Annotated in this window: 20 protein-coding genes; 8 read left to right on the top strand and 12 right to left on the bottom strand. The window is 60.2% G+C overall.

The window, feature by feature from the left end; translation table 11 throughout:
- Positions 1-390: 390 nt before the first annotated feature.
- The 8 genes from rfbA to GGQ99_RS12670 all read left to right on the top strand — a co-directional run bounded on the left by rfbA (position 391) and on the right by GGQ99_RS12670 (position 11,359).
- Positions 391-1,272 (top strand): glucose-1-phosphate thymidylyltransferase RfbA, encoded by an 882-nt coding sequence (gene rfbA, locus GGQ99_RS12705; RefSeq protein ID WP_183262806.1) that lies wholly within the window; start codon positions 391-393, stop codon positions 1,270-1,272.
- Positions 1,265-1,828, top strand: a complete 564-nt coding sequence (rfbC, locus tag GGQ99_RS12700; protein ID WP_183262805.1) for a dTDP-4-dehydrorhamnose 3,5-epimerase — start codon at positions 1,265-1,267, stop codon at positions 1,826-1,828. Before rfbA ends, rfbC begins: the two co-directional genes overlap by 8 nt.
- Entirely contained in the window at positions 1,825-2,904 is a 1,080-nt protein-coding gene (rfbB, locus tag GGQ99_RS12695; protein WP_108606396.1) for a dTDP-glucose 4,6-dehydratase, read from the top strand. The genes rfbC and rfbB overlap by 4 nt, the downstream gene beginning before the upstream one ends.
- Positions 2,838-3,782 carry a dTDP-4-dehydrorhamnose reductase gene (gene rfbD, locus GGQ99_RS12690; RefSeq protein WP_343061720.1) on the top strand — a complete coding sequence of 315 codons (945 nt, stop codon included), beginning with the start codon at positions 2,838-2,840 and terminating at the stop codon, positions 3,780-3,782. Before rfbB ends, rfbD begins: the two co-directional genes overlap by 67 nt.
- A gap of 17 nt (positions 3,783-3,799) precedes the next feature.
- Positions 3,800-6,247, top strand: coding sequence for a glycosyltransferase (locus GGQ99_RS26385; protein WP_183262804.1), 2,448 nt, complete (start codon positions 3,800-3,802; stop codon positions 6,245-6,247).
- A complete protein-coding gene (locus tag GGQ99_RS12680) occupies positions 6,244-9,012 on the top strand; it encodes a methyltransferase domain-containing protein (protein ID WP_183262803.1) in 2,769 nt (922 codons plus the stop codon). The genes GGQ99_RS26385 and GGQ99_RS12680 overlap by 4 nt, the downstream gene beginning before the upstream one ends.
- Before the next feature lie 227 nt (positions 9,013-9,239).
- Positions 9,240-10,082 carry a glycosyltransferase family 2 protein gene (locus GGQ99_RS12675; protein ID WP_183262802.1) on the top strand — a complete coding sequence of 281 codons (843 nt, stop codon included), beginning with the start codon at positions 9,240-9,242 and terminating at the stop codon, positions 10,080-10,082.
- Positions 10,079-11,359 carry a glycoside hydrolase family 99-like domain-containing protein gene (locus GGQ99_RS12670; protein WP_183262801.1) on the top strand — a complete coding sequence of 427 codons (1,281 nt, stop codon included), beginning with the start codon at positions 10,079-10,081 and terminating at the stop codon, positions 11,357-11,359. Before GGQ99_RS12675 ends, GGQ99_RS12670 begins: the two co-directional genes overlap by 4 nt.
- Positions 11,360-11,402: 43 nt before the next feature.
- On the opposite strand, the gene GGQ99_RS12665 is transcribed toward GGQ99_RS12670, so the two are convergent.
- From GGQ99_RS12665 to GGQ99_RS12610, 12 genes are all read right to left on the bottom strand, one after another.
- A complete protein-coding gene (locus GGQ99_RS12665; RefSeq protein ID WP_183262800.1) occupies positions 11,403-12,494 on the bottom strand; it encodes an ABC transporter ATP-binding protein in 1,092 nt (363 codons plus the stop codon).
- Between the two features lie 73 nt (positions 12,495-12,567).
- Positions 12,568-14,040, bottom strand: a complete 1,473-nt coding sequence (locus tag GGQ99_RS12660; protein WP_183262799.1) for an amidohydrolase family protein — start codon at positions 14,038-14,040, stop codon at positions 12,568-12,570.
- The gene (locus GGQ99_RS12655; protein WP_183262798.1) at positions 14,037-14,969 is read right to left on the bottom strand and encodes a sugar phosphate isomerase/epimerase family protein; all 933 of its coding nucleotides are present in this window, start codon (positions 14,967-14,969) and stop codon (positions 14,037-14,039) included. The genes GGQ99_RS12660 and GGQ99_RS12655 overlap by 4 nt, the downstream gene beginning before the upstream one ends.
- A complete protein-coding gene (locus GGQ99_RS12650) occupies positions 14,966-16,042 on the bottom strand; it encodes a sugar phosphate isomerase/epimerase family protein (protein WP_183262797.1) in 1,077 nt (358 codons plus the stop codon). The genes GGQ99_RS12655 and GGQ99_RS12650 overlap by 4 nt, the downstream gene beginning before the upstream one ends.
- Before the next feature lie 55 nt (positions 16,043-16,097).
- A complete protein-coding gene (locus GGQ99_RS12645) occupies positions 16,098-16,991 on the bottom strand; it encodes a carbohydrate ABC transporter permease (protein ID WP_183262796.1) in 894 nt (297 codons plus the stop codon).
- A gap of 3 nt (positions 16,992-16,994) precedes the next feature.
- The gene (locus GGQ99_RS12640) at positions 16,995-17,912 is read right to left on the bottom strand and encodes a carbohydrate ABC transporter permease (protein WP_159091569.1); all 918 of its coding nucleotides are present in this window, start codon (positions 17,910-17,912) and stop codon (positions 16,995-16,997) included.
- 79 nt (positions 17,913-17,991) lie between these two features.
- The gene (locus tag GGQ99_RS12635) at positions 17,992-19,428 is read right to left on the bottom strand and encodes an extracellular solute-binding protein (RefSeq protein ID WP_183262795.1); all 1,437 of its coding nucleotides are present in this window, start codon (positions 19,426-19,428) and stop codon (positions 17,992-17,994) included.
- A 660-nt stretch (positions 19,429-20,088) separates the two neighbouring features.
- Entirely contained in the window at positions 20,089-21,051 is a 963-nt protein-coding gene (locus tag GGQ99_RS12630; RefSeq protein ID WP_183262794.1) for an ABC transporter ATP-binding protein, read from the bottom strand.
- Complete coding sequence (locus tag GGQ99_RS12625) at positions 21,048-22,247, bottom strand: amidohydrolase family protein (protein WP_183262793.1); 1,200 nt, start codon at positions 22,245-22,247, stop codon at positions 21,048-21,050. The genes GGQ99_RS12630 and GGQ99_RS12625 overlap by 4 nt, the downstream gene beginning before the upstream one ends.
- Before the next feature lie 18 nt (positions 22,248-22,265).
- Complete coding sequence (locus GGQ99_RS12620; protein WP_183262792.1) at positions 22,266-23,189, bottom strand: ABC transporter permease; 924 nt, start codon at positions 23,187-23,189, stop codon at positions 22,266-22,268.
- On the bottom strand, positions 23,186-24,151 hold the full coding sequence (locus GGQ99_RS12615; RefSeq protein ID WP_108606412.1) for an ABC transporter permease: 966 nt from the start codon (positions 24,149-24,151) through the stop codon (positions 23,186-23,188). The genes GGQ99_RS12620 and GGQ99_RS12615 overlap by 4 nt, the downstream gene beginning before the upstream one ends.
- 57 nt (positions 24,152-24,208) lie before the next feature.
- Positions 24,209-25,774: an ABC transporter substrate-binding protein gene (locus GGQ99_RS12610; RefSeq protein ID WP_108606413.1), complete on the bottom strand. Its 1,566-nt coding sequence runs from the start codon at positions 25,772-25,774 to the stop codon at positions 24,209-24,211.
- Positions 25,775-26,205 lie beyond the last annotated feature (431 nt).

The following is a 26,205-nucleotide window of genomic DNA, read 5'->3' as shown; positions in this document are numbered from 1 at the left end:
CCGCCGGTGTCCCGGCGGCTTTTGCATTTTACGGCCCGCCGGGGACGCTGGAAGGCCGCTCACCCGTGGGTCAACGCGCCAGGGTCAAATCCCTTGTCGAGGGACAGGCAATAGCCTTCAGCGTGTCGTAGTTACCAACATGGCCTCGCTGCGGATGGTCAAGTGCGCGCTAAGGCATTGAACCGATAAGGCAACGCAAGGCACCTAGCGCTTGCCTCAGGCAGCCAGCCAACTGCAAGTATCAAGCGTTCGCAAATAGTTACCTGCTGAAATCAAATCTGTGCAATGGCGCTGCCAAACTCATGGAGTCTGTTCAGCGTTTGACATACATTCAGCCGCGAATCGTACGCCGGACGGGGGTCAAAGGCAACGAGGTCAGGAAAACCTTAGGTGAAGGGAATTATACTAGCAGGCGGTAGTGGAACTAGACTCTACCCGGCCACTCTTGCAGTATCAAAACAGATATTGCCAATATATGACAAGCCAATGATCTATTATCCGCTCGGCGTTCTCATGCTGGCGGGTATACGGGAAATCCTTGTTATTTCGACTCCACGCGACTTGCCGCAGTTCCAGCAGCTTCTCGGCGATGGTTCGGCGTTTGGCGTGTCGTTTTCCTATGCGGTCCAGCCGTCCCCCAACGGCTTGGCTGAGGCCTTCATCATTGGACGCGAGTTCATCGGCACCAGTCCGGTGGCGCTCATACTCGGCGACAACATCTTCTATGGCGACGGCCTGTCGGAGCGTTGCCGGGCCGCGGTCGCGCGTGAGGACGGTGCGTCAGTCTTCGCCTATCAGGTCGAGGACCCTCAGCGCTATGGTGTCGTAACCTTCGATAGGGCGACACAGCGGGCGCTTTCGATCGAGGAAAAACCAGTGCAGCCGCGTTCGAACTGGGCGGTCACGGGGCTCTATTTCTACGACAATCCGGTTGTCGATATTGCTGCGTCAATCAAACCTTCGGCGCGCGGCGAGCTTGAGATCACCGACGTCAATCGGACTTATCTCGAGCAGGGCAATCTGCATGTCGTCCGGCTTGGAAGAGGCTATGCCTGGCTCGACACCGGCACCCATGACAGCCTGCACGACGCCTCTTCCTTCGTACGCACGATCGAGCACCGCCAAGGCATCAAGGTCATGTGTCCCGAAGAGATCGGCTTCGAACTGGGTTGGCTCAGCGAAGAGCAGGTTCTCCGCCGGGCCGCCTCGCTCGGCAAGACCGACTACGCGCGCTATCTCGAGCGCCGGGTTCGGGAGATCGCCTATGGTTGAGGTGCGAGAGCTCGGGCTGGATGGTGTTTGCGAGATCCGGCCAGCCAAGATCGAGGATGCGCGCGGGTTCTTTTCCGAGACATGGAACGCGGCAAAACTGGCGCACGCCGGTATCGCGGTGGACTTTGTGCAAGACAACCAATCCCTTTCGCGGGATCGCGGCGTGATGCGGGGGTTGCATTTCCAAACACCGCCCTTCGCGCAGGACAAGCTGGTGCGCGTGCTACGGGGTTCGATCTTCGACGTTGCGGTCGACATAAGAAAAGGTTCGCCGAGCTTCGGCAACTGGGTCGGGTTGACCCTCTCGGACAAGGACTGGAACCAGATCCTGGTGCCCAAGGGGTTCGCGCACGGCTTTGTCACGCTCGAGCCGGACACCGAGGTCGTCTACAAGGTTTCTGCCCCTTATTCGCAGCCGCATGACCGGTCGATCCGATTCGACGATCCCGACATCGGGATCGAATGGCCGCTAGCTGCCGCAGAGATGGTGCTGTCCACCAAGGACGCGACGGCACCCTACCTGGCCGAAGTCGAAACCGGGTTCGTATACGCATGAGACAAGCTCCGCAGACTGTCCTGGTCACTGGTGGTGCCGGTTTCATCGGCTCTGCCGTCTGCCGACATCTGGTCGGCACGGGCAACTTTCGGGTCGTCAACCTCGACAAGCTGACCTATGCTGGGAACCTGGCGTCTCTGCGCGAGATAGAAGGGAATTCCAACTACCTCTTCCGTCAGGCCGATATCTGCGACACAGACCGCGTGCGCCAAATTCTGGCTGACGAGAAGGTCGACCTAATCATGCACCTGGCGGCTGAAAGCCATGTCGATCGGTCGATCGACGGGCCGATGGACTTCGTCACCACTAATGTTGTCGGCACCGCAAGCCTGCTGTCGGCGGCACTCGATCACTGGCGCAGCCTGAGCGAAGAGCGACGCAAGGGTTTCCGCTTCCACCATGTCTCGACGGACGAGGTCTTTGGCGACCTGCCTTTCGATTCCGGCGTGTTCACCGAGGAATCGCCCTACAAGCCGTCATCGCCCTATTCGGCCTCGAAGGCGGCATCCGACCACTTCGTCCGTGCCTGGCACGAGACCTATGGGCTGCCTGTCGTCCTTTCCAACTGCTCCAACAACTACGGACCCTATCATTTTCCGGAAAAGCTGATCCCATTGGTGATCGCCAACGCACTTGATGAGCGGCCCCTGCCCGTCTACGGCAAAGGCGCCAATGTGCGCGACTGGCTGTTCGTCGAGGACCACGCCAGGGCACTGGAAGCGGTGCTGACAAAAGGCAAGGTTGGCGAGAGCTACAATATCGGCGGCCGGGCCGAGCGCACCAATCTCGAGGTCGTCGAGACGATTTGTTCGCAGCTCGACGCCTGCAGACCAAGGGCTGGTGGCCGCTCGCACCTCGACCTCATCGCCTATGTTGCCGATCGCCCGGGCCACGACCGCCGATATGCCATCGACCCGACCAAGAGCGAACGGGAACTCGGCTGGGCACCCAAAGAGACATTCGAGAGCGGTCTGGAGAAAACCGTCGACTGGTACCTGGCGAACGGCTGGTGGTGGCGTCCGATACGCGCGCAACAGTTCGACGGGAGCAGGCTTGGACTGGTGCGGTCGACGTGAGAATTCTGGTGACAGGAACGTCAGGACAGCTGGCAAGCTCGCTCGCAGCGCGGGCACGGGGGCAGGCGGAGATCGTGCTGGTCGGTCGCCCCGATCTCGACCTCGAAAACCCGGCGACGTTTGCTCCGGTCCTGAACTCGGTCGCGCCCGGCATGGTCATCAATGCGGCGGCCCACACAGGGGTCGACCAGCAGGAAGACGAGCCCGAAAGAGCTTTCAGGATCAACGCCGAGGCTCCGGCGGAGTTGGCACGACTGACCAGGCTTGCCGGCATTCCGATTGTCCAGATTTCCACGGACTACGTCTTCGATGGCAGGTCGAGCAGGCCTTATGTCGAAGCTGACAGGCCCACTCCGCAGACGATCTATGGTCGCAGCAAGCTCGCCGGCGAAGAGGCGGTGCGTGCCGGCAATCGGGATCACATGGTGGTCCGCACGGCCTGGGTGGTCAGCCGCTATGGCCGCAATTTCGTCAAGACGATGCTGTCCCTGGCTGCTGCACGTGACCGGTTGCAGGTGGTGGCAGACCAGTTTGGCAATCCGACCTGCGCCGATGACCTGGCCGATGGCCTGTTGGCGGCGGCAAGCATCTGGCGCAAGCGAGGTGGCTTCCCGCAAGATCTCTACCATCTTGCCGGCCAAGGCCGCGCGAGCTGGTATGAGCTGGCAAGCCATGTGCTCGCGGCCAGTGCCTTGCTTGGAGGGCCATCGGCAGTGGTCGAGCCAATCAGCAGCGAGCAATGGCCTACCAAGGCAGCCCGCCCAGCGAACTCGGAGCTGAACTCGGACGCCTTCGATCGCGATTTCGGATTTAGAGCGGGGGACTGGCGGGAGAGGGTTGTGGAAATTGTTGATCTACTTGGTGCCGGAATCAAATAAATGATTGGGCTATTGGCGTGGTGACATCATCTCGAATTAGCTACTGGCTAAAGGACAATGGTACCCAAAATTTTGGAGATTACCTTACCGAGTTTCTCTTAGAGGAAGTGTTCTATCCGCTTGGTATGAGTGCGAAGTCAATACATCTTATTGGAAGTGTCATCGATGACATGTTTGTCGATATGGATAGTCCAAGTGGGGAAGAATCTGAAGCCAAGACTATCTTTTGGGGATGCGGTGTACGTCAGCCAGGCGGGCTCTCTGCCAAGGGCCGGGAGCGCGCGTTGATCCTTAGTGTTCGCGGCCCATTGTCGGCCACCGAACTACGCCTTGAGGATAGCGTACCGTTAGGCGACCCGGCCTTCGTGCTCCCAGCGTTGTATTCGCCCGGTAGGGTTTCTGACTTCAAGGGACGGTCGGTTTGCATACCTCATTTCCATGATCAACGAACCGACCAAGAACTAAAGAAAATAAGTGGCTGCGATTTGGTCATCCGCCCAAATATAAAGCCTAGCATAGAGGAAATTCATCGATTTATTGACGAGCTTACCAGCTCGAACTTCGTGCTCTCGGCGGCCATGCATCCTGCCTTGGTAGCTGCTGCGTACAATCGGCCATTTGCATTTTGGGACAATGGTAGCATCGACTTGCCTTTCAAATGGAACGACGTCGCTGCAACGATGGGTATAGAAGCAAAATTTGCATCTGATCTAAAGGGCGCGAAGAAGATTTACCGACATTCCATAGCGCCGTACTTAAAAATACCTGAGCTCCTGCCTTCACTGATGAGGGCGCCTATGTTGCTTCGACCTTACGCCCTAATGAAGGTGGCTTCATACGAGTCTAAGTTGCCTGGATTTTACTCGTCATTTGAAAAATTTGACTTACCATATCTGGATATGAAGAAAGATCTTAAATATATATCGGCCTCAAATGAGGAGATGCACTACGAGGTAAATCAATGCAAAAAGTCGTTGGCAACTGTACTGGCAGCACGTCAAGAGGTTGATGTTGTTCTTGATGATGTACAGAAAAAGCTATTGCAATCGCGCATCGATGAGGAAAAACTTCGTCAAGAAGTAAGAGCTTTTCAGGCGCTTACACCAATTTTAGGCAATCCCTCGGAGATTCATATGGAGCGCTTACCAAGCGATGGACGCCGGATCAAGATTGGTCCGCTAAAGATTAGGCGCCCGAGTGCCCGACGTCTTAAACAGAAGCTGATGAGAATCATGTCTCGGGCTAGGACGAAGATTGACCCTGTTGCACAGCAAGCTTTGTTAAGGTTTGATGATGCGCGGCCGACGGTTCTGATGGTCGACGGCGTATATCCGCGGCCAGATCGAGACTCTGGTTCTGTCGATGCAGTAAATTTCATTCAAATATTCCAAGAGCTTGGGTTCAGGGTGATTTTTTTTGCCGATACGGAATACACCGAGGAATCGCCTTACCGAGAAAATCTGGAAGAGATGGGGGTCAATTGTATTTGCGCCCCTGCGTATTGGTCCGTGGAAGAGTTTTTGCGCGCGCATGGCGGGCGAATTGACGTCGCGTTTCTGTCGCGAGTCTATTGTGGTGGACGGATCATCGAGGAGGTACGGCGGAATTGCGGCGATGCAAAAATTGTCTTCAATACAGTCGATCTACATCACATACGCGAGGAGCGCGAAGCGCGGATGCGTGGGGACCGGAAGGCTATCAATCGTGCGCAAGGCACGCGCGAACGGGAGCTTGCCGTAGCGCGTCTGGCTGACGTAACTATTGTTGTGTCACACGAAGAGCGCCGGTTACTAAATCAGGTAATTCCTGGCACGCCTGTGTCGGTGGTGCCATTAATTCGTGGAGTGCCTGGCCGAAAGAGCGGTTACCTTGAGCGGAGCGGGATTGGTTTTATTGGCGGATATCTTCATCGCCCGAACACCGACGCAGTGACATTCTTTCTTGATCAAGTATGGCCCGAAGTTCGCAAGAGGTTACCCGAAGTAAAATTCTATGCGATGGGCGCTGACATGCCAGAGCATATCCGCACAAGAAAGGACGCCGGCTATGTGGCGGTGGGGCACGTATCGGATCTCGCAGAGTCATTGGAGCAAATTCGCGTAATGGTGGCGCCTCTTAGGTATGGGGCTGGAGCCAAAGGCAAAGTAGTTACGAGTCTTGCTCACGGAGTGCCTTGCGTAGTCACCAAGGTAGCGGCAGAGGGGATGGCCTTAGTTCATGGGCAGTCGGTTCTCATTGCTGATTCGCCGGGTGAACTCGCCGAGCAACTTGTTCGCCTTTACACGGACGAAGGTCTCTGGAATGAGCTGTCCGATGGTGGCTACTCGTTGATATCTGAAGAGCACAGTTTCTCCAAGGGGCGCGAGAATATTCGAGAAATTCTTCTAGAAATAGGTTCCGCATTTCCCGGTGGTGGGGTCAGTGGTGTGGATATTGATCTGTCTCATCCGGGTACAAGAAGATGATATTCTTTACTATCGCGTCAAGAAATTTCTTCAGTTATGTTTTGACTCTGCACGAAAGCCTGCAGAGGCACCATGGTCCTGTCAAATTCTATGTAGCGGTCTGCGATGACTTGACTGATTTTGACAAGGATCAATTCCCCTTCACTATTATTGAAATTGACGATTTAGGAATCCCAAATCTCAAAGAGATGTCTGGAAAATACAACATAACTGAACTAAATACATCTATTAAGCCGTTTGTTTTCCTGTATTTGTTTGATAAATTTCCCGAGCAGATCGTCACGTATTTGGATCCGGACATTTTCGTCACTGGACGGTTCGAAGAGTTGGAAAGTGCGTTCGTGGCGGGTGCGAACTGTGTGCTGACTCCGCATGTGCTCGAGCCAGCGGAATATGCCGAAATGGAAGACCGGCAGTTTCTGCGTTACGGGGTTTACAATCTTGGCTTTTGCGCCTTGCGCGACACTCCGCAAGTGCGGCGGGTGGCGTCATGGTGGGGAAGGCGATTGGAGTCCCTCTGTGTCATCGATCTGCCGGGCGGTTTGTTCGTGGATCAGAAATGGGCGGACCTTTTGCCGGCTTATATCGATCACACCGTTGCGCTCAGGCATCCTGGATACAATGCGGCATATTGGAACTTGTCGCAGCGGAGGATTCGCTATCTCGACCAAGAGTGGGTCGCAAATGGTCAGCCACTTCGTTTCTTTCATTTCAGTGGGAATAAGATTGAAGACTACGAGGTGTTCTCTCGTCATAGTTCACAGTTCACAACTAAGAATATTGGTGAGTTAAATCATCTCTTGAGCGAGTATCGTGACGCCGTTTATCGCAATGGTCACGAATATTACTCGCGCATTCCTTACGCATTTAGTTGGAATGGAGCGGCAGGGCAGAATATTCACACGCCCAGTGCGATTTCTGTCGAGCGTATGCGGGGTGGCGAAGCCGTGCGCCCCCATCTGCCGGTTGCACGGCACCGGTCGCTGGAGGAGTTCATCTCCAGTCGCGCCCAGCTAACTTCAATTCTTGCGCGGCGCCGGGAAGCCGAGGTCAGCCGAATACCATTCGGCCAATATGCCTTCACGCTAGACGGGGTCTGCTCCTGTTGTGGTCATCGTGGGGGGTTTCAGGTCAGCGGGATGTATTCGTCGGCAACCTTGGATGACGGCAGAACCTATCCCAACTGGCGCGAACATCTCGATTGTCTGTCCTGCCGCCTAGTGAATCGCGTACGTGCGTCACTTCATTTGCTTCAACAGGAATTTAAGCCGAACCGCAACGCATCGATCTACATTACGGAAAGAATAACGCGGACATACGATTGGCTTAGGTCTAAGTATCCCAAAACTGTCGGAAGCGAATATTTCACTACGGGCCAGAAATCTGGCGATGTTGTTGAGGGCATCATTCATCAAGATGTGCAGAGCCTTTCTTTTGAGGATAATGTATTTAATTATATATTAACGTTTGATGTTTTGGAGCATGTCCCCGATCATGCCGCCGCGCTGCGCGAGTTTTTCCGGTGCTTAGCGCCGGGCGGAACGCTAATGATCACCGTCCCATTTCAATCAACAGTTTATGACTACAAGATCCGTGCTGTGCTGAAAAGGGATGGGAACATCGATCACCTTCTCGAGCCGGAGTACCATGGCAATCCTGTGGACATGAATGCGGGGTCCTTATGTTTCCGTTACTTCGGTTGGCGTCTGCTGGATGAGCTCCGGACGATCGGTTTCGAAGATGCAGAAGTGCTGAGCTATTGGTCTGAACAACTTCTGCATTTTGGAGACTCACAATTACTTATCGTAGCGCGCAAGCCGGCGGAGGGCGGAAGGGATGCCTCTCATAGCATCAGGCTGTTTGCCGATGATGTCGTAGCAGGCGGCCAGCCCAGGGAGGTTCCGCCTCAAGCGCGGCCGGCCACGCGTCAACCGAATCTAGCAAGTCTTTTCGAGGAACGCATGACAAAGAAAATCGAGAATTATCTGGCGAACGGACGGCAAGTGGAAGGTTGGCTTAATTCGTTCGATGCCTCGATCATACATAAGCTAAGCAAACATCAGTCTCATCTGGGCATCAAAGGAAGCCTGGGAGAGATAGGGGTGCATCATGGAAAGCTATTCATATTGCTGAAACTATGTGCCGGCGAACAAGAGAATACGTATGCGATTGATGTGTTTGAAGAGCAGCACTTGAACGTTGATGGTTCTGGGTTTGGAAACTCCAAAATATTCGAGAGTAATGTATTAAAATGGACTGGAGATATTAGTGGTCTTCAGATAGTAAAGGCGGACTCCAGAATTATTGATGCTGATACTATATTGAAAATAAGCGGGCCCGCGCGAATGTTGTCCGTCGATGGAGGGCATACGGAGGAGTGCACGCTGAGCGATCTGCGGCTGGCGGAGAAATTGATTTCAAATAACGGTGTTGTCGTGCTCGATGATCTTTTCAATCGCGAGTGGCCCGGCGTGATGGCGGGGTTTTCGCAGTATCTGTCTGCAGGCGGCATTCTGAAGCCGTTCGCCGTCTCGTCCAACAAGACCTATCTTGCACATCTTTCAGAACACGACGCGTATCGAGGTTTCGGGCGTGACGCTGGTATCTTCATTCCACGTTGTGCGACGGTCTTTGGGACCGAAGTGGACGTGTGGTTGGAGAGGCCTTATGAGGCCCCCACTTCTTTGCCGGAGACCGAGGCCCAGGAACCCAAGAAAGTCTCCGGGGGGTTGCTCCGCGCATTTAGACGGCTATCTGGAGTTTAGTTGCGGGAGTAGCCTCCTCGATCACAGCGTCTCATCAGCAAGAAGAAACCGTGATCGGACATGTATTGCCGATCAAAGCCTGATGCCTATGATTCAGGGGGCCGGCTTGCCGAGGGGCGTGGCTGACTAGCGGGAATAAGATGCGCAAGGGGTGCTCAATCATGGTTTCATTCTGGGATGGCGACTTTGAATTTTAGTGAGCGCCAACGCATGTTGCGTACGATGCCATGAACCTCGACATCGATCTGATCGTCGTCAGCTATAACAGCGGTTCGGTTCTCGAGCCGTTTCTTCGCAGCATCCCCGACTTTGTGAATGTCATCGTTGCCGACAATGGCAGTTCGGACAACTCAGTTGCGGTAGCTGCTGCTGCCGGCGCTGAGGTTGTCGAGATAGGTGAGAACGTCGGCTATGGCAGTGCCTGCAACGTCGGTGCGGCTGCAAGCGACGGAGCATTCCTGCTGTTCGTCAATCCCGACATTCGGTTCGAGCCCGGCGCCATCGAGGCGCTGGTGTCGGCTGCGGCTTCCTACCCAGATGCTGCTTTCAATCCGCGTTTCTATTCAGGCACGCGGCGCCGTTTCAGGCGCTGGTCGCGGTTGCTGCCGGCCTCCGATTTCTGGCATGGGTCGCCGCCCGACTACGATTGTGAAGTACCGGTTCTGCATGGCGCGTGCATCTTCATACGCCGCAAGCATTTCAAGCAGGTCGGCGGCTTCGACCAGAACATATTCCTGTTCCATGAGGACGATGACCTCAGCTTGCGGCTGCGGCAGGCTGGCGTTGAGCTTCGTCTCGCTGCTGCGTCTATCATCGATCATGCCGAAGGCGGCTCCAGCGCGCGCTCGCCCCAGTCCGGTCGCATCAAGGGCGAGGCCATGGGTCGCTCGCTCGTCTATGTCATGAACAAGCATCATATGCGTCTCGACCTGCCGGCGGAGCGGCATCGCTCGTGGCTCAAGCTGATGGCACCCCATGTGCTGTTCAGCAATGTGCGCCGTTCCAAGCTTCTGGGCTTCCTGCGCGGCCTCAACGCCGGCTCGATGGACAATGCCGGCGGGCATTCATGAGCGAGCGGGCCAGTGCTCCATGGCGCGAGGAGGTGTCGTGGCCGCGCAAGCTGTGGGCCAAATTGCGCCGTGCCGTCCGGCCCGGAACGGGGCGTCCCGCTGCGGCGGGCGACATGTACGATTGCTACGTCGGCAATGCGATGGGACGTTATCCGCAGGCTGACCACGTGCAGATTTCAGGCGAGAAGCTGCCGCAGGCCGATGTTCGGCTGATTGCCTATTACCTGCCGCAGTACCATGCGATTGCGGAAAACGACGCGTGGTGGGGCAAGGGGTTCACCGAGTGGCGCAACGTGGCGCGCGCATTTCCTGTCTTCGAAGGCCATTATCAGCCGCGGATGCCGGGGGAACTTGGTTACTACGACCTGCGCTTGCCGGAAGTCATGGAACGGCAGGTCGAACTTGCCAAGCTCTATGGCATCTCGGCCTTCTGTTTCCATTTCTACTGGTTTGGCGGCACGCGGCTGCTCGAGGGGCCGCTTGACCACTATCTGGAGACAACGAGCCTCGAACTTCCGTTCTGCCTCTGCTGGGCCAACGAGACCTGGTCGCGGCGCTGGTCTGGCCGCGAGCAGGATGTGCTCATGCCACAGAGGCATTCGGCGGAAGACGATATCGCGGTCATTCACGGCCTCGACAAATATTTCCGCGACGAGCGCTATCTGAAGATCGAAGGCAAGCCGGTTTTCACGATCTATCGCGCCAGCCTTTTCCCTGACCTCAAGGCAACCATCACGCGTTGGCGCGGCGAAATAGAAAGGATGGGCTATCCTGGGATCTATTTGATCGCGACAAATGCGTTCGACTTCGCCGGCCACGAGCAATATGGCTTCGACGCCCTGTCGGAGTTTCCGCCGCACCAAATCCGTACAACCAACATCGAAAACAGCCTGGCCGTCTCGCATTTCAGAGACGGTGGCCGCATTCGAAACTATGCCGATGTCGTGACGGCCGAAAAGGCCAAGCCGACCGGGCAAGGCGTCGTCCATCCCGGCGTCATGCCATCATGGGACAACAGCGCGCGTCAGCCACGTTCCGCCCAGATCTACCACGGATCGACACCCAGGCTGTTCGAGGAATGGCTGACGCACGCCATGCAACGCACAACGAAAAATCCTCCGGACCAGCGGCTGGTTTTCATCAATGCCTGGAACGAATGGGGCGAGGGTGCCTATCTGGAGCCCGATCTGAGATATGGCTATGCCTATCTCGATGCTTGTGCCGCTGCCATTCGCACCTATGCAAGCCAGGCAAGGGTTAACGCCACCGAGACCTGATCTTTCGCGACGCCATGTCCGGGGATCGTCGGGCGCATGTGCGTCACGCCGCCAGCGCCTCCTTGCGGGCAACAAGGCGTGCACCGGTGTCGGCGTCGAACAGATGCACGTGGTCCAGATCGGGGATCACGGAAATGGTCTGCCCCGGCCGCACGTCGATACGCTCGCGGAACACGCCCACGACATTGTTGTCGCCCAATTTGGCGAAAACCTGGGTCTCAGAGCCGGTCGGTTCGATCACCTCTACCGTGAGCGGGACGGCATTGGCGCCGCCAAGCACGAAGTGCTCTGGGCGGATGCCGTAAATCGCCTGGCGACCGGCACCGTCGGCCGGGATGTTCTTGAGCGGCAGCTTGTAGCCGTCATCGGTGATGAAGGTCTTGCTGCCATCGGCAGCGATGCGTCCACTTAGAAAGTTCATCGCCGGCGAGCCGATGAAACCCGCAACGAACAGGTTGACCGGGCGGTCGTACAGGTCGAGCGGCGTACCGATCTGCTCGACGATCCCGTCATGCATCACCACGATCCTGTCGGCCATCGTCATTGCCTCGATCTGGTCGTGGGTGACGTAGACGGTGGTCGTCTTCAGCCGCTGATGCAGGGCCTTGATTTCGGTGCGCATCTGGACGCGCAATTTGGCGTCGAGGTTCGAAAGAGGCTCGTCGAACAGGAAGACCTGCGGGTTGCGCACGATGGCGCGGCCCATGGCAACGCGCTGGCGCTGGCCGCCGGAGAGCTGGCGGGGATAGCGCTGGAGCAGTGCCGTCAGGCTCAGCATCTCGGCGGCGTTGCGAATGCGCGTGTCGATGTCGGCCTTGGGAATGCGGGCGAGTTGCAGAGAAAAGGCCATGTTGTCGTAGACGGTCATATGCGGATAAAGCGCATAGGACTGGAACACCATGGCGACGTCGCGGTCCTTGGGGGCGACGTGGTTGACGACGCGACTGCCGATCTGGATGTCGCCGTCGGTAACGGTTTCAAGGCCGGCGATCATGCGCAGCAGCGTCGACTTTCCGCAGCCGGAGGGGCCTACGAGAATGACGAATTCGCCGTCGGGAATGTCGATCGACACGCCGTGCAGGACGGCAGTCGTTCCATAGGATTTGCGGACGTCGCGGATATCGATCTGGGCCATCTTCTGTCTCTCCCTCGGGGTGGCGTTGGTGGAATTCGATCGGCGCAAGGCGGGCCCAGCGCCGGTCGCAGCGTCAGTCGACCGCAGGCGGCAGCGGCAGCTCGATCGGCTCGTCGAAGGTGCGGCTGAGCTTGCCCCAGCCCGGGTCGCGCATATGGCCTTGCAGGCCGGCGCGCTCGACCAGGGCGCGCGCCTCGCGTTCGCCGAAATCGAGTGCATCGCGCACATTGGTGGTCAGCACCTTTCGATCCTGCATCAGGACCTTGCCGTCGACGATGACGGTATCGACGTCCGATCCGACGGCCTGGTACATCAGGCGGTGCACGAACATCCAGTTGGGCGTCAGGTGCGGCTGGCGCATGTCGAGTATGGTGACATCGGCCTTCTTGCCAGCCTCGAGCGAACCGATCTCGTGTTCGAGCCCGAGCGCCCTGGCCGCGTCCACGGTGATCATCTCGAGCAGCTTGCCGGGTGGCAGGAGATACTGGTCGGCATGCAGGAACTGCTGGCCGAACTGTGCCATGCGCGCCATTTGGAACATGTCGAACGGCCGGCGCGGCGCGGTCCCGTCCGAGGTGATGGCGACGTTCACGCCCTTCGAGATCATGTCGAGGATCGGAGCGCGGCCACCGGGCGAATGGGTCATGTGGGTGCCGGTCTCTGCAAGGATATCGACCTCCTCATGCGACAGGCCGATGCAGTGCTGCAGGTGCACGTCCGGGCCGAGAAGGGCGTTTTCCTTGTCCTGGAAAGCCATGCGGACATGGCCGGCGAAGGCGTCGGAATGGATGCGCACACCCCATTTGCGGGCGGTCTCGCGCACACGGCGCGCCTGCATGCGGTCGTCGTCGGTGAGCCTGGTCGCCTTGTCGGGCGTCGTCGGGTTGGACGGGTCGACTGAAGGCACGATGGTGAACGGGGTCAGGTAGACCTTGATGCGGCCATCGGCGCTGCCATTGCAGGCCTCGATCACCGCCTCAGCGCCTTCGATCATCTCTTCGAAGCTGACGTTCCGGCGCTCCGGCTTGCCGGTCTCCCAGCGCGTGACCGGATGCGGCCAGGGCAGTCCGGCCGGCCCGACGCAGAGGATCTCGCGAATACCCACTTCCGAATAGGCGCGGGCATGATTGATGCCGAACACCGGATCGTCGCTGCGCGGCATCGAGGCGATGATGCTGGCGCCGGTGGTAACGCCTGCCCGAAGGCGTTCGAGGCCTGAAACCAGACCGTCGGCGTACCAGAAGTCGCGCGTCGTGTAGTGGAAGTAGGTCGGGGTGACGATGCGCATCCACACCGACGGGCTGTCGGCGCCGATCGTCTTGATCAGCGAATGGCCGGCATGGCCGTGGGCGTCGACGAGACCCGGGATTATCAGCTTGCCCTTGCAGTCGATCACCTTCTTGCCGGCATGCTTTGGTTCGAGGTCGGCCGAGGTGCCGACCTCGACGATGCGGTCACCTGAAATGGCAACCGCGCCGTCCTCGATGATGCGGCGCTCGCGGTCGACGGTGATGACGGTGCCGTGGAGGAGCAGAAGGTCGGTCATGGCTGGAATCTCCTGAGGGCATGCGGCAGGCGTTCGATCGGCGTGTCCTGGTTCCAGCGCATCTCGCGCCGTCCGAAGCTGGTGGCCATGGCAAGCACCGAAGCGTATTCGACAAGGACGATGTCGGGTTGCGCGGCCAGCCATGCCGGATCGAAGACGGGCATGGCGAACTGGCCACTGTGCATCTCGACCCACACCCGGGCCTCGGGCATCAGCGCAATGATCGTTTCCCAGTCGAGAACGCCTTCGCCAACAGGTGCCAGGTAGCGGCGGATGCCGCCTTCCTGGAAACGGACGATGGCGTCGTCGACGTGAACCTGGGCGACGTAAGGCGCTACGCGGCGTGCTGCCTCGACGGGGTCTTCGAGCCGACAGACGACATTGACCGGATCGAAGGCGATGCCGAGGAGATCCGGGCCGACAGTCCTGACCAGCGCAACGACCTCCGAAGTGGTGATCTCCTCATGGGTCTTCAGCAGCAGCTTCGACTTGCACTCACGCAGCACCGGCGCGCAGCGCAGCAACATTGCCGCGAGCGCATGGCGCTGGTCGTGCCAGCTCACGGTTTCATGGAAACGCTCCTCGATCATGCCGATGACGAAGAACATGTCATGGATGCCGATGTCGGCGGCGAGGCGAACCAGGCGTTTGACGCCCGTCTCCAGATCGCCGCCGCCTGCCTTGGCTATGGGCTCGCCACGGAAAGGCAAGGCAGGGTTGAGCACACCCAGCATCGACGAGATGTAGAGGCCAAGACGGTCGGCTTCGGTACGCACCGCGCGCAGTTCTGCCGGATCGAGCGTGGGGCTCAGGTCGAACAGCGAATTGAACAGGACGCCCTTGAGGCCCATCTGCGCGGCTGCCTGCAAGGCTGTGCGCGCGTCCAGGTTCCGGCCTTCAGGCAATGAACTCTTGACGATGCCGATCATGCTGCGGCCTCGAGCGGAAGCTGCAGTTCAGCGCAGACGGCGCGAAGGTGGGCCGTGCTCTTCTTGATGGTGGCAACGGACTCCTCGTAGTCGAACGGTGCGGCGACATAGGCGTCCCAGCTCGCCACTTCGCCCGACGCGATACGGCCGCTGTAGGCCTGCACGAGTTCGAGGAAGGCAGCATACTCCTCGATGCTGAGATCCGGATGGTTCGCCAGCCAGTCGCGATCGAATACCTCCAGCAAGGTGTGGCGCGGCACGAAGTTTGCCTCGCGCGGGCCGGCGCATTCGAGCGACAGGTTCAGCGTCGGGTTGTGCGCTGCCAGCATTTTCAGGACCTCGCGGAAATCGACAACGCCATCGCCGCAGGCGCGCGCCTGGATGGTGACGCCGCCGGGGACATGGGCGAGATAGGCATCCTTGATATGCGTCTGCCTGACATAGGGAGCGACACGGCGGGCGGCGAAGACCGGGTGTTCGGCGCGCTGCATCGGGTTGAGCGTGTCGAGCACGACGCCCATGACGTCTTCGCCCACGGCCTCGATCAGCCGCAGCAGCTCGAAGGTCGTGATCTCCTCATGCGTTTCCATGTTCATATGCACGCCGAGGTCACGGGCAATCGGTGCGAGCTTGAGGAGGAAGGTCTTCGTCGCCTCAAGCTGCTCCGGCCAGGTCACGTCAGTGCGGAAGCGGTCGTAGGCAAAGCGGGCGCTGTAGACGGGCTTGTAGTTGGCGGTGGCGATCCAGAGCTCGGTACAGCCGATGGCAACGCAGGCTTCCATCATCCGTCGGAACCCCAGAACAATGTCGCCATCGCCGACCAGGCGGAGTTCGGGCGCTTCCGGGCTGGCATAAGGATTGACCTTGCCGAGGCCGGTTTCGACATACATGCCAAGCTCGTCGGCGCGGGTCCGAATGGCGCGAAGTTCGCCGAGATCGAGCGTCGGGCTCATGTCGAGCACGGTGCGGTAGAACAGGCCGGCCATGCCAAGGCTCTTGCCGTGGTCGAGACTGCCGACGGGGCCGCGTTTTGCTGCCTCGGGTATCTTGCGGCCGTCGATGCCAATCCTCATGCCGGATTTTCCTCTTTCAGGTTCGTTGTGCGGTCGGCGCCAGCGCGGCGCCGGGTTATTTCATTCCTGACGTGACCAGGCCGCGGACGTAGTAGCGCTGCAGCACGATCGACAGGATGACGAGCGGGATCGTCACGGCGGTTGCCGCTGCAAACAGCGGGCCATCCATTGGCGAGTTGGGGATCGACTTGAGGTTGGCGATGGCAACCTGGGCGATCTGCTTGTTGGGGTCCTGCATGATGACAAGCGGCCAGAGATAGGCGTTCCACGACCAGATGAACTGGATCAGCACCAGCGTTGCCAAAGTGGGGCGTACGTTGGGCAGGGCGATGGAAAAGAAGATGCGCAGCGGGCTCGCGCCATCGAGTCGGGCGGCTTCCTCCATCTCGACCGGGATATCGCGGAAAGCCTGTCGCATCAGGAAGATGCCGAAGGGGTTGCAGGCGAATGGCAGGAAAAGTGCCGGGTAGGTGGAGACCAGGCCGAACCAGTGCATGATCCGGTAGAGCGGCACGATGATCGCCTCGACGGGCACGAAGGCCGTCAGCAACAGCAGCCCGAACACGACGTCGCGGAACGGAAAGTTGAGGCGGGCGAAAGCGTAGCCGGCGAGGGATGAAGTGATCACCGCGACGCTGACCTGGCCGCAGGCGGCGATCAGCGTGTTGAGCAGGTTGCGCTGAAAATTCAGCTCGCTGAAGAGATAGACGTAGTTCTCGAGCGTCGCCTTCAGCGGTACGAAGGACGACCATGACAGCGGGTAGGTCCCGGTGATGATGTCATCGGTCGACTTGAGCGACGACATTGCCGCCCAGAGGATCGGAAAGGCGAATACTGCGCCGACCACGGCGAGCAGCAGGATGCTGGCGCCACGATGCAGGAAGGCAGCCCGGCGCGCGGTGCGGTCAACGCCCTCTTCCGCCTGCAGGGTCAGGGAGGATGCGGTCATGGCCTATTTCTCCTGCTTTTCGCGCAACACGTAGCTTTGGACGAGCGTGACGATGCCAAGTACTGCAAGCATGCAGACGACGCTTGCGGATGCGGTGCCTTGCGACTGGAACTCAAAGCCCTGGAGGTAGGAGTAGAGTGCCAGGTTGGTTGTCGCCCCCTGGGGGCCGCCCTGGGTCATGATCAGGATCGGGGTGAACATGCGGGTGGCGGTTATCGTCATGATGAACAGCGCGACGACGAGGCTGGGCCGCAGTTGCGGCAGCGTGATTTTGCGGAAAATCTGCCAGTCGTTGGCACCGTCGAGCTGGGCTGCCTCGTGCAGTTCGCGTGGAATGGCCTGGAGGCCGGCCAAGAAGATCAGCAACGGCAGGCCGACATCTTTCCAGACCGTCATGACGACGATGGACACCAGCGCCTGGCTGTCGCCGGTGAGGAAGGGCTGCGTGGGCAGGCTGACTGCGTGAAGGATGGCGTTGAACAGGCCGCTGCTGGGCTCGTACATCTGGTTCCAGATCAGCGCGGTCACCGCCTCAGAGGCAGCGAGTGCACCGATCGCCGCATTGCGTGCCCACGTCGTTCCGGGCAGGCGCCGGTCGAGCAGCACCGCCAGCGCCAGCGCCAGCGGGATGGTCATCACCAGCATCAGCACGATGTAGAGAAAGGTGTTGAGCAGGGCGTAGCGGAAGGCCGGGTCGGCGAAGATCTCGAAGTAATTGCCGAGGCCAACCCAGCCGGTCGATGACTGGTCGAACGGGCTGAAAGATTGCAGGCTGTTCAAGACTGCGGTGATCAGCGGAAGATACTGGAACAGGGCGAGCGCCACGACCGCCGGCAGGATCATTGCCGGGCCAAGGATCATGTTGCTGTTCTGGCCGGTCCACTGCCGCTTTTTGCGCGCAGGTGCCGTCGTGGGTCGCATGGAATTCTCCTCCGCTTGCTCAGGCGACATCGTGCGACGGCCCGGTGGGCCGTCGCGTCAGGTGTGATGGGCCTTGCGGCTAGCGCCGGTACTTGGCCAGCAGGCGGTCGATCTTGGCGGCCGTGTCGGGCAGGACCTTTGCCGGATCGGCGCCGAGCGCGATGTCCTTCACCGCCGGGTTCATGGCGTTGAAGTAGTCGAAGTAACCCGGGCTGCGCGGCACGCTGTAGGAGGCGTCCGACAGGGCCTGGGCCATCTTGAACGGTTGCTCGGTGGTGAACACGCTCATCTGCTCGCGCAGCGAGGTACGCGACGGCATCGACCCCCAGGTCTTGTGGAAGGCAAGCCGGTTCTTGTCGTTGCAGAGATAGGACAGCAGCGCGACGGCTTCCGCGGGATGCTGGGACTTGGACCAGACGAGCGGGGCGTCCGAGCCATTGCCGTTGAAGACGATGTTGCCCTTTGGCGGCAGCGATACGCCCCACTTGAACGGGGGCTCCTTGCCGGGCACGCGGAAGCGGTTGGTGAAGTTGAGGCCGCCGAAATAGGTCGCGGCGAGCCCGCCCGGATACTGGTTCGGCACGGGGCCGAGCGGCGTCAGCCCCTTAGCGAACAGGCTCTGGTAGAAGCGCATGCCCTTGATCGCCTCGGGCGTGTCGATGTGGCCGGAGACGGTAAAGCCGTCGTCGCTGATGCCCATGAGGGTCTTGTAGGCGGCGGAATCCTTGGCCGCGTTCGGATCGCCCTGGGAACGAATCCAGATGCTTTCGAGCTGGCTGTAGTTGGCTCCCGGACCGCCGTTGCCCTGGCCAGCCGCCGCAAGCGCCCAGGACTGGTTGTCACCGGCTTCCTTGAGCTTGGCGTTCATCTCGATCAGATTGGCGACGAGCTCCTCGTCGCTCCAGCCGCCGTCGAGCCCGGTGACTTCCGGCGGCGTCTGCATCTTGACCTTCTCGAACAGGTCGCGATTGAAATAGAGCATCATCACGCTGGTTTCCCAGGGCACCGAATAGAGGTTGCCGCCCGAGGATGCCGCTGCACGCAGGTTGGCCGGGATGTCGTTGATGTAGTCGGCGCTGAGATAGTCCTGGACCGGCAGGGCCACGCTGCCGGCGTGGTAGGCGTCGGTGAAATCGGTGCGGCCCATCATGATGTCGGGCGCGTCGCCCGATGCGATGTAGACCAGCAGCTTCTTCTGCAGGTCGCCGTAAGGCACCTTCTCCTCGACGATCGAGATGTTGGGATAGGCGGCCTTGAACTCGGCGTAGGCGCTTTCGAGCAGCGCGTTGACGTCAGGGGTGAAGTCCTGGCGCATGAAGCGCAGCGTCACCGGCTCGCTGGACAATTCGGGGCCGGCATAACCACCGAGGTCGAGCTTGTAGCTGCCCTGGGCGCTGGCACTGCCGACGAACCCCCGGGATGCGATCGCCCCCGTGAGTGCTGCCCCTGCCATGCCGGCCAGGACGGCGCGTCGAGAGACCTTGCCCTGATTCTTGAGATCTTTTTGCATGGCCATGTTTCCTCCTCATGCCTGCTTGATTGACGCAATGCGGTAGCCTTCGGCTCCCTGGGCGAATGCCCAGGCCGGCAAAGAAACCGCTCCTCACTCCCAACGTCATGTACCCGAAATGCTCGCTTTCACCCGGTTTCGGGTGTTAGCAGATTGGATACAAATACAGAGACGGCCATGAACGGCTGCACGCACATGGCCAATCTGGCTCTCAGCCAGAAATTGACCGGAAGAAGCGAAGTGCATTAGCCCGAAGACCTGAAAGCGTGGGTTCTCGGGGCCGTTCAGTCTGTTTCCGTAATCCAAGAGTTGCACTTATTGGATACATAATCAATATATTTTTGATACAAGATTGTACACAAAAGCAATCGCCGAACCGGTGCAGGAAAACAGGGGTGGACATCGGCCAAGACGGCACCTTGCTGAGGCGTCTGTCACAGGCCGTAGTTAGGCGAAGCGGTCGTTGAAGGGGGCGCAAAGCCTGGTCAATCGAGCGACCCGCATGGTCGCTGTCCTGCACACCTCAGTCGCAGAGGCGCGGATCTATAGGTCGGGGTGAAGGCAACCGCCGCCGCGCCTTAGGCGGGCATAGTCCAGGCTGGTCAGTTCCGAATGCCAAGTCGTACCAAGTGATCCAAGCTTGGCCGCGCTTCCGTGGCGCCGGTCTTATTCCTCTGCGGCGTGGCAGGCGACGTTGGCGCCGCTGGCCGAGCGCTTCAGCTCGGGTCGTTCCCTGCTGCAGACGTCCATCGCCAGCGGGCAGCGCGGGTGGAAGGTGCAGCCGCTGGGCGGATTGAGCGGGCTCGGGATATCGCCACCCAATGGCGCGCGATCGCGCTTCGGCGCTTCGAGGTCGGGGACGGTTTCGAGCAGCAGCCTGGTGTAGGGATGCTGCGGACTATCGAGGATGATTTCGCTCGGGCCCTCCTCGACGAGACGGCCGAGATACATCACGCCGATGCGGTCTGTGAGAAAACGCACGACCGAAAGATTATGGCTGATGAACAGGTAGGTCAGCCCCAGCCTCTGTTGCAAATCCTTGAGCAGGTTGAGCACTTGTGCCTGCACCGACACGTCGAGCGCCGAGGTCGGCTCATCGAGCAGCAGCAACTCGGCTTCGGCGGCAAGAGCGCGGGCAATCGATATGCGCTGGCGCTGGCCGCCGGAGAATTCGTGCGGGTATTTGTCGGCGTCGCTGGGTGCGAGGCCGACGGTGACCAGCAACTCGCCAATGCGCTTGCGGCGCTCGGCGCGGTCGAGCTTTTGCGCCATCGGCTCGGCGATGCTCTGGCCGATGCGCCAACGCGGGTTGAGGCTGCCGACGGGATCCTGGAACACCATCTGCAGGCGGACACGCCCGCCGCCTGCCTTGCGTATGTCGACCGACCCGCGGGTGGGCTTTTCCAAGCCGGCGACGAGGCGCGCCACCGTCGACTTGCCGCAGCCGGACTCGCCGACCAGCGAGAAGGTCGTGCCGGGACTGATCGCGAAGCTGACGCCATCGACGGCTTTTACGCTGCGCCGCGGCGCACGTGTCACCAGCCGCTGCAGGAAGGGCGCCGAGACGTCGAAGGTGCGGCCAAGATTGGCAACCTTGAGCAGGGGTTGTTCGGTGACGATTGCGTTCATGACCCGGCACCATCGATCCACTTGCCGTCCTTTGCGACGACGAGGCCGCGCTTGACGACAAGTGCGCGCTTCGGCCGGTCGACGACGATCTGGGCGAGGTTCTCGCCCTCGATCAGCACCAGGGAGCCATCGCAACCAACCTCCAGCCCGTGGCCGTCGAGATCGAGCAGGTCGGCGCCGCGCTTGGTGCCCATGTCAAGGGCCGCGGTGAGCTCGGCATCTGTGCGGCAGTTGCTGCGCCAGGACAGCAGCCAGCAGCGTTCGAGCATGTCGCCATTGCCATGCGGGTTCCAGGTGTCGCGCAGCGAGTCGGAGGCCACGGCACAACGGACGCCATATTCGGCGAGCTCGAACATCGGCGGGAAGGGGATGTCGCCGGGGACCGCCGAGATGATGCCGATGCCGGCCTCGGCAAGCAGGTCCATCATGCGGGCGAGGTCGTCTCGGGATGCCGTACCGAGGCAGAAGGCATGGCTGACGATGACCTTGTCCTGCATGCCAAGCGCCTTGGCGCGCTCGGCGATCAGGCCCAGTTCGTAAAGCCCGAGCTCGCCGCGCTCGTGCAGATGAATGTCGATCTTGGCCTGCTTGCGGTGGGCGATGCCGAAAATGGTGTCGAGGTGACCCTTGGCGTCGCCATCGACGCTGGCGGGATCGATGCCGCCGATGATCGAAGCACCTTCGTCGAGGGCAGCTTCCATCAGCTCGGCTGTGCCGGGTTCGATCAGCATGCCGAGCTGGGGAAAGGCGACGATCTCGAGGTCGACGGCGTGCTTGGTCTTCTCCCAGGCCGCGAGCACGCCATGAAGATTGTCGAGCCCGTATTCCGGCGAGATGTCGACATGGCTGCGGATATGGGTCGAGCCGTTGGCGACGCATTGGCGCATCAGATTGCCGGCGCGCTCGGCGACCGACCAGGGCAGGCTACGGCGGATCTCGACCTCGTTGTCGATCATTGCCCTGAGCGAATCCGGCACGTTGATGCCGTGCCAGGGCAGGCCCCACAGGATCTTGTCGAGATGGACATGCGCCTCGACGAAAGGTGCGATGGCGATCGCGCCGTTGCCGTCGACGACCTTGACGTCATCGCGCGCCTTGATGTCGGTGCCGATGGCCGCAATGCGGCCGTTCTCGATCAGGATGCTGGCCGGAGCACCGGCGTCGGGACGAACATTGGTGAGCAGAAGATCGTTCATGATGCAGGTTCCGTGGTCTCAGCGGAGGCGGGGGTTGAGGACGTCGCGCAGCCAGTCGCCGACTATGTTGACGGCCAGCACCAGAAGGACAAGTGCTGCACCGGGGAACAGCGAGATCCACCACTCGCCCGACAGGAGCAGATCGTTGCCGGCGCGGATCAGGGTTCCCAACGAGGGCTGCGACGGCGGCATGCCGAGGCCGAGGAAGGACAGGATTGCTTCGGTGAGGATGGCGACGCCGAGGCCCAGCGTGGCGAGTACCAACACCGGGCCGATGGTGTTGGGCAGGATGTGGGCAAGCAGGATGCGGAACCCGCCGACCTCGCTGATGCGGGCCGCAGCAACATAGTCCTTGCGGCGCTCGATCATGGTGGCGGCGCGCACGGTGCGGGCGAACTGCACCCAGTCGGCGACGCCGATCGCCAGGATGACGACGTAGAAGCGCATTTCCTCGCGCATGCCGATCGGCATGACGATCTTGGCGACGCCGTCGATGAAGAAGGCGATCATGATCGTGGGGAAGCTCAACTGGATGTCGCCGAGCCGCATGATGACGGCGTCGACCCAGCCGCCGAGGTAGCCGGCGATCAGGCCGAGGGCCACGCCGATGGTCATCGAGAAGGCGACGGCGGCGATGCCGACAAGGATCGACACGCGCATGCCGTAGAAGATGGTGGAAAGGATGTCGCGGCCCTGCTCGTCGGTGCCGAGCAGATAGGTCGAGGAGCCGCCGTCGATCCACACCGGCGGCAGGCGCGCATCCATGATGTTGAGCGTTGCCGGGTCGAACGGATTGTGCGGGGCGATCAGGTTGGCGGCGGCGGCGCAGAAGACCAGCACCACCAGCACGACCGTGGCGAAGATGACCGGTGGCGAGGTCCTGAACCGCCAGGCCAGTTCGCTGTTGCCGATTGCTTTCAGTCTGAGGACAAGCTGGCTCATTTTGCACGCAACCTTGGATCGACGGCGAGATAGATCAGGTCGACGATCAGGTTGATCGTGACGAAGCTGAATCCGACGAAGGCGAGATAGGCCGCCATGACAGGGAAGTCGGCGAATTCGATCGCCTGGAGAATGAGCATGCCCATGCCAGGCCACTGGAACACCGCCTCGACAACGATGGCGAAGGCGATCAGCGAGCCGATCTGCAGGCCGGTGATGGTGATGACCGGCAACAGGCTGTTGCGAAGGGCATGCGTCAGATAGACGGCGCGGTCGGAGAGGCCGCGGGCCCGGGCGAACTTGACGAAATCCGTCCGCACCACCTCCAGCATCTCGCCGCGCACCAGCCGCATGATCATCGACACCTGGAACACGGCAAGCGTGATGGTCGGCATGATCAATGCCTTGACGCCTGATGTTGTGAGCAGGCCGGTCGACCACCAGCCCAGCGTGACGACGTCGCCGCGGCCGAAGGCCGACAGCCAGCGCAGCTCGACGGAGAAGACCAGGATCAGCAGCATGCCGATCAGGAACTGCGGCATCGAGATGCCGAGCAGCGAACCGAACTGCAGTGTGCGGCTAAGCAAGCCGCGAGGCTTGAGTGCGGTGTAGACACCCATCGGAATGCCAGCGGCAAGCGCGATGACGGTGGCGCACAGGACGAGCTCCAGCGTCGCCGGCAGGCGGGCGAGGATCAGGTCGACCACCGGTTGGCGGTTGCGGTAGGAGACGCCGAAATCACCGACCACGGCGCGTTCGACGAAGCGCCAGAACTGGACGAATGTCGACTGATCGAGGCCCAGGGCGACACGCAACTCCTCGCGCTGGGCAAGCGTGGCGTTGACGCCGAGGATGTTGTTCACCGGGTCGCCAAGGAAGTTGAAGATCGAGAACGAAAGCGCTGATACCACCAGCATCACGAGGATGACGCTGGTCAGTCGCGTGGCGAGCAAGGAAATCATCTCAGCCTCTGAAATAGAGGGAGGCCGGGCGCCGGGCGCCCAGCCTCCGATCAATCGTCAGTCCATCGTGTAGTACCAGAACCGCGTATACTCGTCGGCCGGCACGATGGCATGGACCTTGTCGGTCATGCCCCAGGTCAGGAACTGCTGGTGCAGCATGATCTTGCCGACCTCGTCGCGATGCAGCTTCATGACTTCCGAGATCATCTCCTGGCGCTTTTCGGCATCGTATTCCGTGCCGATCTGCGGGATCAGTTCATCGACCCGGGCGTTCGAATAGCCCTTCGGGTTCCAGGCGCCGAGGTCGCCGGTGGGCGTATGGAAGGTCGCCGAGATGATGTTGTAGGCGTCGAGCGTCGGCAGGCCGGCCCAGCCGAGCATGTAGAAGGAATATTTGCCGGCCGGCAGTTCGGTGTCGAACTGCACGGGCGGATGCATCGTCAGCTGCGCCTTGATGCCGACCTTGGCAAGCATGCCGACCGTTGCCTGGCAGATCTGCTCGTCATTGATGAATGAACCGGCCGGGCAATCCATCGGCAAGGTGAAGCCATCGGCGTAACCAGCCTCCTTGAGCAGTGCCTTCGAAGCCTCGATATCGTAGGGGAAGCGGACGTCGAGGCTGGCGTCGTAGAACGGCAGTTCCGGCGCCATCATGATCGCCGACGGACGGCTGTTGTCGCGCATGATCGAACGCTTGATGCCCTCGACGTCGATGGCCTGATAGATCGCCTTGCGGACGCGCACGTCGGCGAGCGGATTGGAATCCAGGCCAGGCAGGGTCTTCGACTGCTGGTCCATGCCGTAGAAGATGTTGCGCAGATGCGGCGCGCGCATCACCTGCATTCCGGCCGTGGCCTCGATGCGCGCGACGTCCTGGGGCGGCGCGTTGCGGATGAAGTCGACCTCGCCCGAAAGCAGGGCTGCGACGCGCGTCGCATTGTTGGCGATCGGCGTGTAGACGATCTCGTCGATGTTGTGCTCGCGCTTGTCCCACCATTTTTCGTTGGCGGCAAAGACGGTCCTCACGTCGGGCTCGCGGCTGGCAACCTTGAACGGCCCGGTGCCAACCCCTTGCGTGATCATCGCGCCGCCGGTGTTGGTCGACAGATCGAGCGGCTTCTGGGCGCCGATCGATTCCTGGAATTCCTTGTCGAGGATGTACCAGCCGGCAAAGTCGTTGAGCAGCAATGCGTATTTGCGCTTCAGCGTCATGTCGACCGTGTGGTCGTCGACCTTGACCACCTCGGCGATGGGCTCGAGCAGGCCGGCGAAGGGCGAGCCGGGCGACCCGGCGCGCTCGAAGGAGAAGATCACGTCGTCTGCGGTGAACGGGTTGCCGTTGTGGAATTCAACGCCCTTGCGCAGATGGAAGCGCCATTTGGTGTCGGACAAGGTCTCCCAGCTTTCGGCCAGGGCCGGCTCGATCTTCAGTTCCTTGTTCCAGCGGACGAGGCCCTCATAAACGTTGCCGATCAGGCTGAGGGTGAAATCCTCGCGCGCTGCGTGAGGGTCCATCGAGCTGATTTCCTGCGATTCAGCGAACCGCAGCGTCTTGGCGTCAGCCGCGTTGACGGCCAGGCCGGCGCACGAGGCGAGAAGTAGCAGTTTCAGGTAGTTTTTCATCGGCTGTTCCCACGCAGTTCTTGTTTGTTGGATTCTTGAATCGTTCACATGCCGGCTGGCCGAGGGACGAGGCGTCGGGCGTGCCGAAAGGCACCGCATCCATCGGGGGCTTGAGGTGGTTCAACAGCGCTGCGTGGCCGGCGTGACAAAATCGAAGTCGCGATCCTCTCATCCCCCGAGGGTCGGGGAATGCCCATTTCGATCCGTTCTGATCTCGAGCACTTGTCACTGGAACCCAGCCTGTTGAGAGCCGACAGGAGGGATGATTTCACATCGAATACGCTTCGTCTACAGCCTTGTATGCGCAACTATGCATCAATTGTATACATGATGTGCCTGAGAAATAGGCAAGCCGAGAAGCGCGCAGCGTCCGCGGAATGCGGGCCGCTCGTCGCGCGATGTTCCAGGTCTTCGGGCCAGCGCTGCCTTGG

The organism is Aminobacter niigataensis (assembly GCF_014200015.1).
GTDB lineage: Bacteria > Pseudomonadota > Alphaproteobacteria > Rhizobiales > Rhizobiaceae > Aminobacter > Aminobacter niigataensis.
The sequence above is the reverse complement of the archived record's forward strand: the minus strand, read 5'-3'. Positions and strand labels throughout refer to the sequence as shown.

Bases quoted from the DNA above. Each gene is read 5' to 3' on its own strand.
- rfbC (WP_183262805.1), top strand. From the start codon at position 1,265: ATGGTTGAGGTGCGAGAGCTCGGGCTGGATGGTGTTTGCGAGATCCGG.
- rfbB (WP_108606396.1), top strand. From the start codon at position 1,825: ATGAGACAAGCTCCGCAGACTGTCCTGGTCACTGGTGGTGCCGGTTTC.
- GGQ99_RS12680 (WP_183262803.1), top strand. From the start codon at position 6,244: ATGATATTCTTTACTATCGCGTCAAGAAATTTCTTCAGTTATGTTTTG.
- GGQ99_RS12675 (WP_183262802.1), top strand. From the start codon at position 9,240: ATGAACCTCGACATCGATCTGATCGTCGTCAGCTATAACAGCGGTTCG.
- GGQ99_RS12670 (WP_183262801.1), top strand. From the start codon at position 10,079: ATGAGCGAGCGGGCCAGTGCTCCATGGCGCGAGGAGGTGTCGTGGCCG.
- GGQ99_RS12665 (WP_183262800.1), bottom strand. From the start codon at position 12,494: ATGGCCCAGATCGATATCCGCGACGTCCGCAAATCCTATGGAACGACT.
- GGQ99_RS12660 (WP_183262799.1), bottom strand. From the start codon at position 14,040: ATGACCGACCTTCTGCTCCTCCACGGCACCGTCATCACCGTCGACCGC.
- GGQ99_RS12655 (WP_183262798.1), bottom strand. From the start codon at position 14,969: ATGATCGGCATCGTCAAGAGTTCATTGCCTGAAGGCCGGAACCTGGAC.
- GGQ99_RS12650 (WP_183262797.1), bottom strand. From the start codon at position 16,042: ATGAGGATTGGCATCGACGGCCGCAAGATACCCGAGGCAGCAAAACGC.
- GGQ99_RS12645 (WP_183262796.1), bottom strand. From the start codon at position 16,991: ATGACCGCATCCTCCCTGACCCTGCAGGCGGAAGAGGGCGTTGACCGC.
- GGQ99_RS12640 (WP_159091569.1), bottom strand. From the start codon at position 17,912: ATGCGACCCACGACGGCACCTGCGCGCAAAAAGCGGCAGTGGACCGGC.
- GGQ99_RS12635 (WP_183262795.1), bottom strand. From the start codon at position 19,428: ATGGCCATGCAAAAAGATCTCAAGAATCAGGGCAAGGTCTCTCGACGC.
- GGQ99_RS12630 (WP_183262794.1), bottom strand. From the start codon at position 21,051: ATGAACGCAATCGTCACCGAACAACCCCTGCTCAAGGTTGCCAATCTT.
- GGQ99_RS12625 (WP_183262793.1), bottom strand. From the start codon at position 22,247: ATGAACGATCTTCTGCTCACCAATGTTCGTCCCGACGCCGGTGCTCCG.
- GGQ99_RS12620 (WP_183262792.1), bottom strand. From the start codon at position 23,189: ATGAGCCAGCTTGTCCTCAGACTGAAAGCAATCGGCAACAGCGAACTG.
- GGQ99_RS12615 (WP_108606412.1), bottom strand. From the start codon at position 24,151: ATGATTTCCTTGCTCGCCACGCGACTGACCAGCGTCATCCTCGTGATG.
- GGQ99_RS12610 (WP_108606413.1), bottom strand. From the start codon at position 25,774: ATGAAAAACTACCTGAAACTGCTACTTCTCGCCTCGTGCGCCGGCCTG.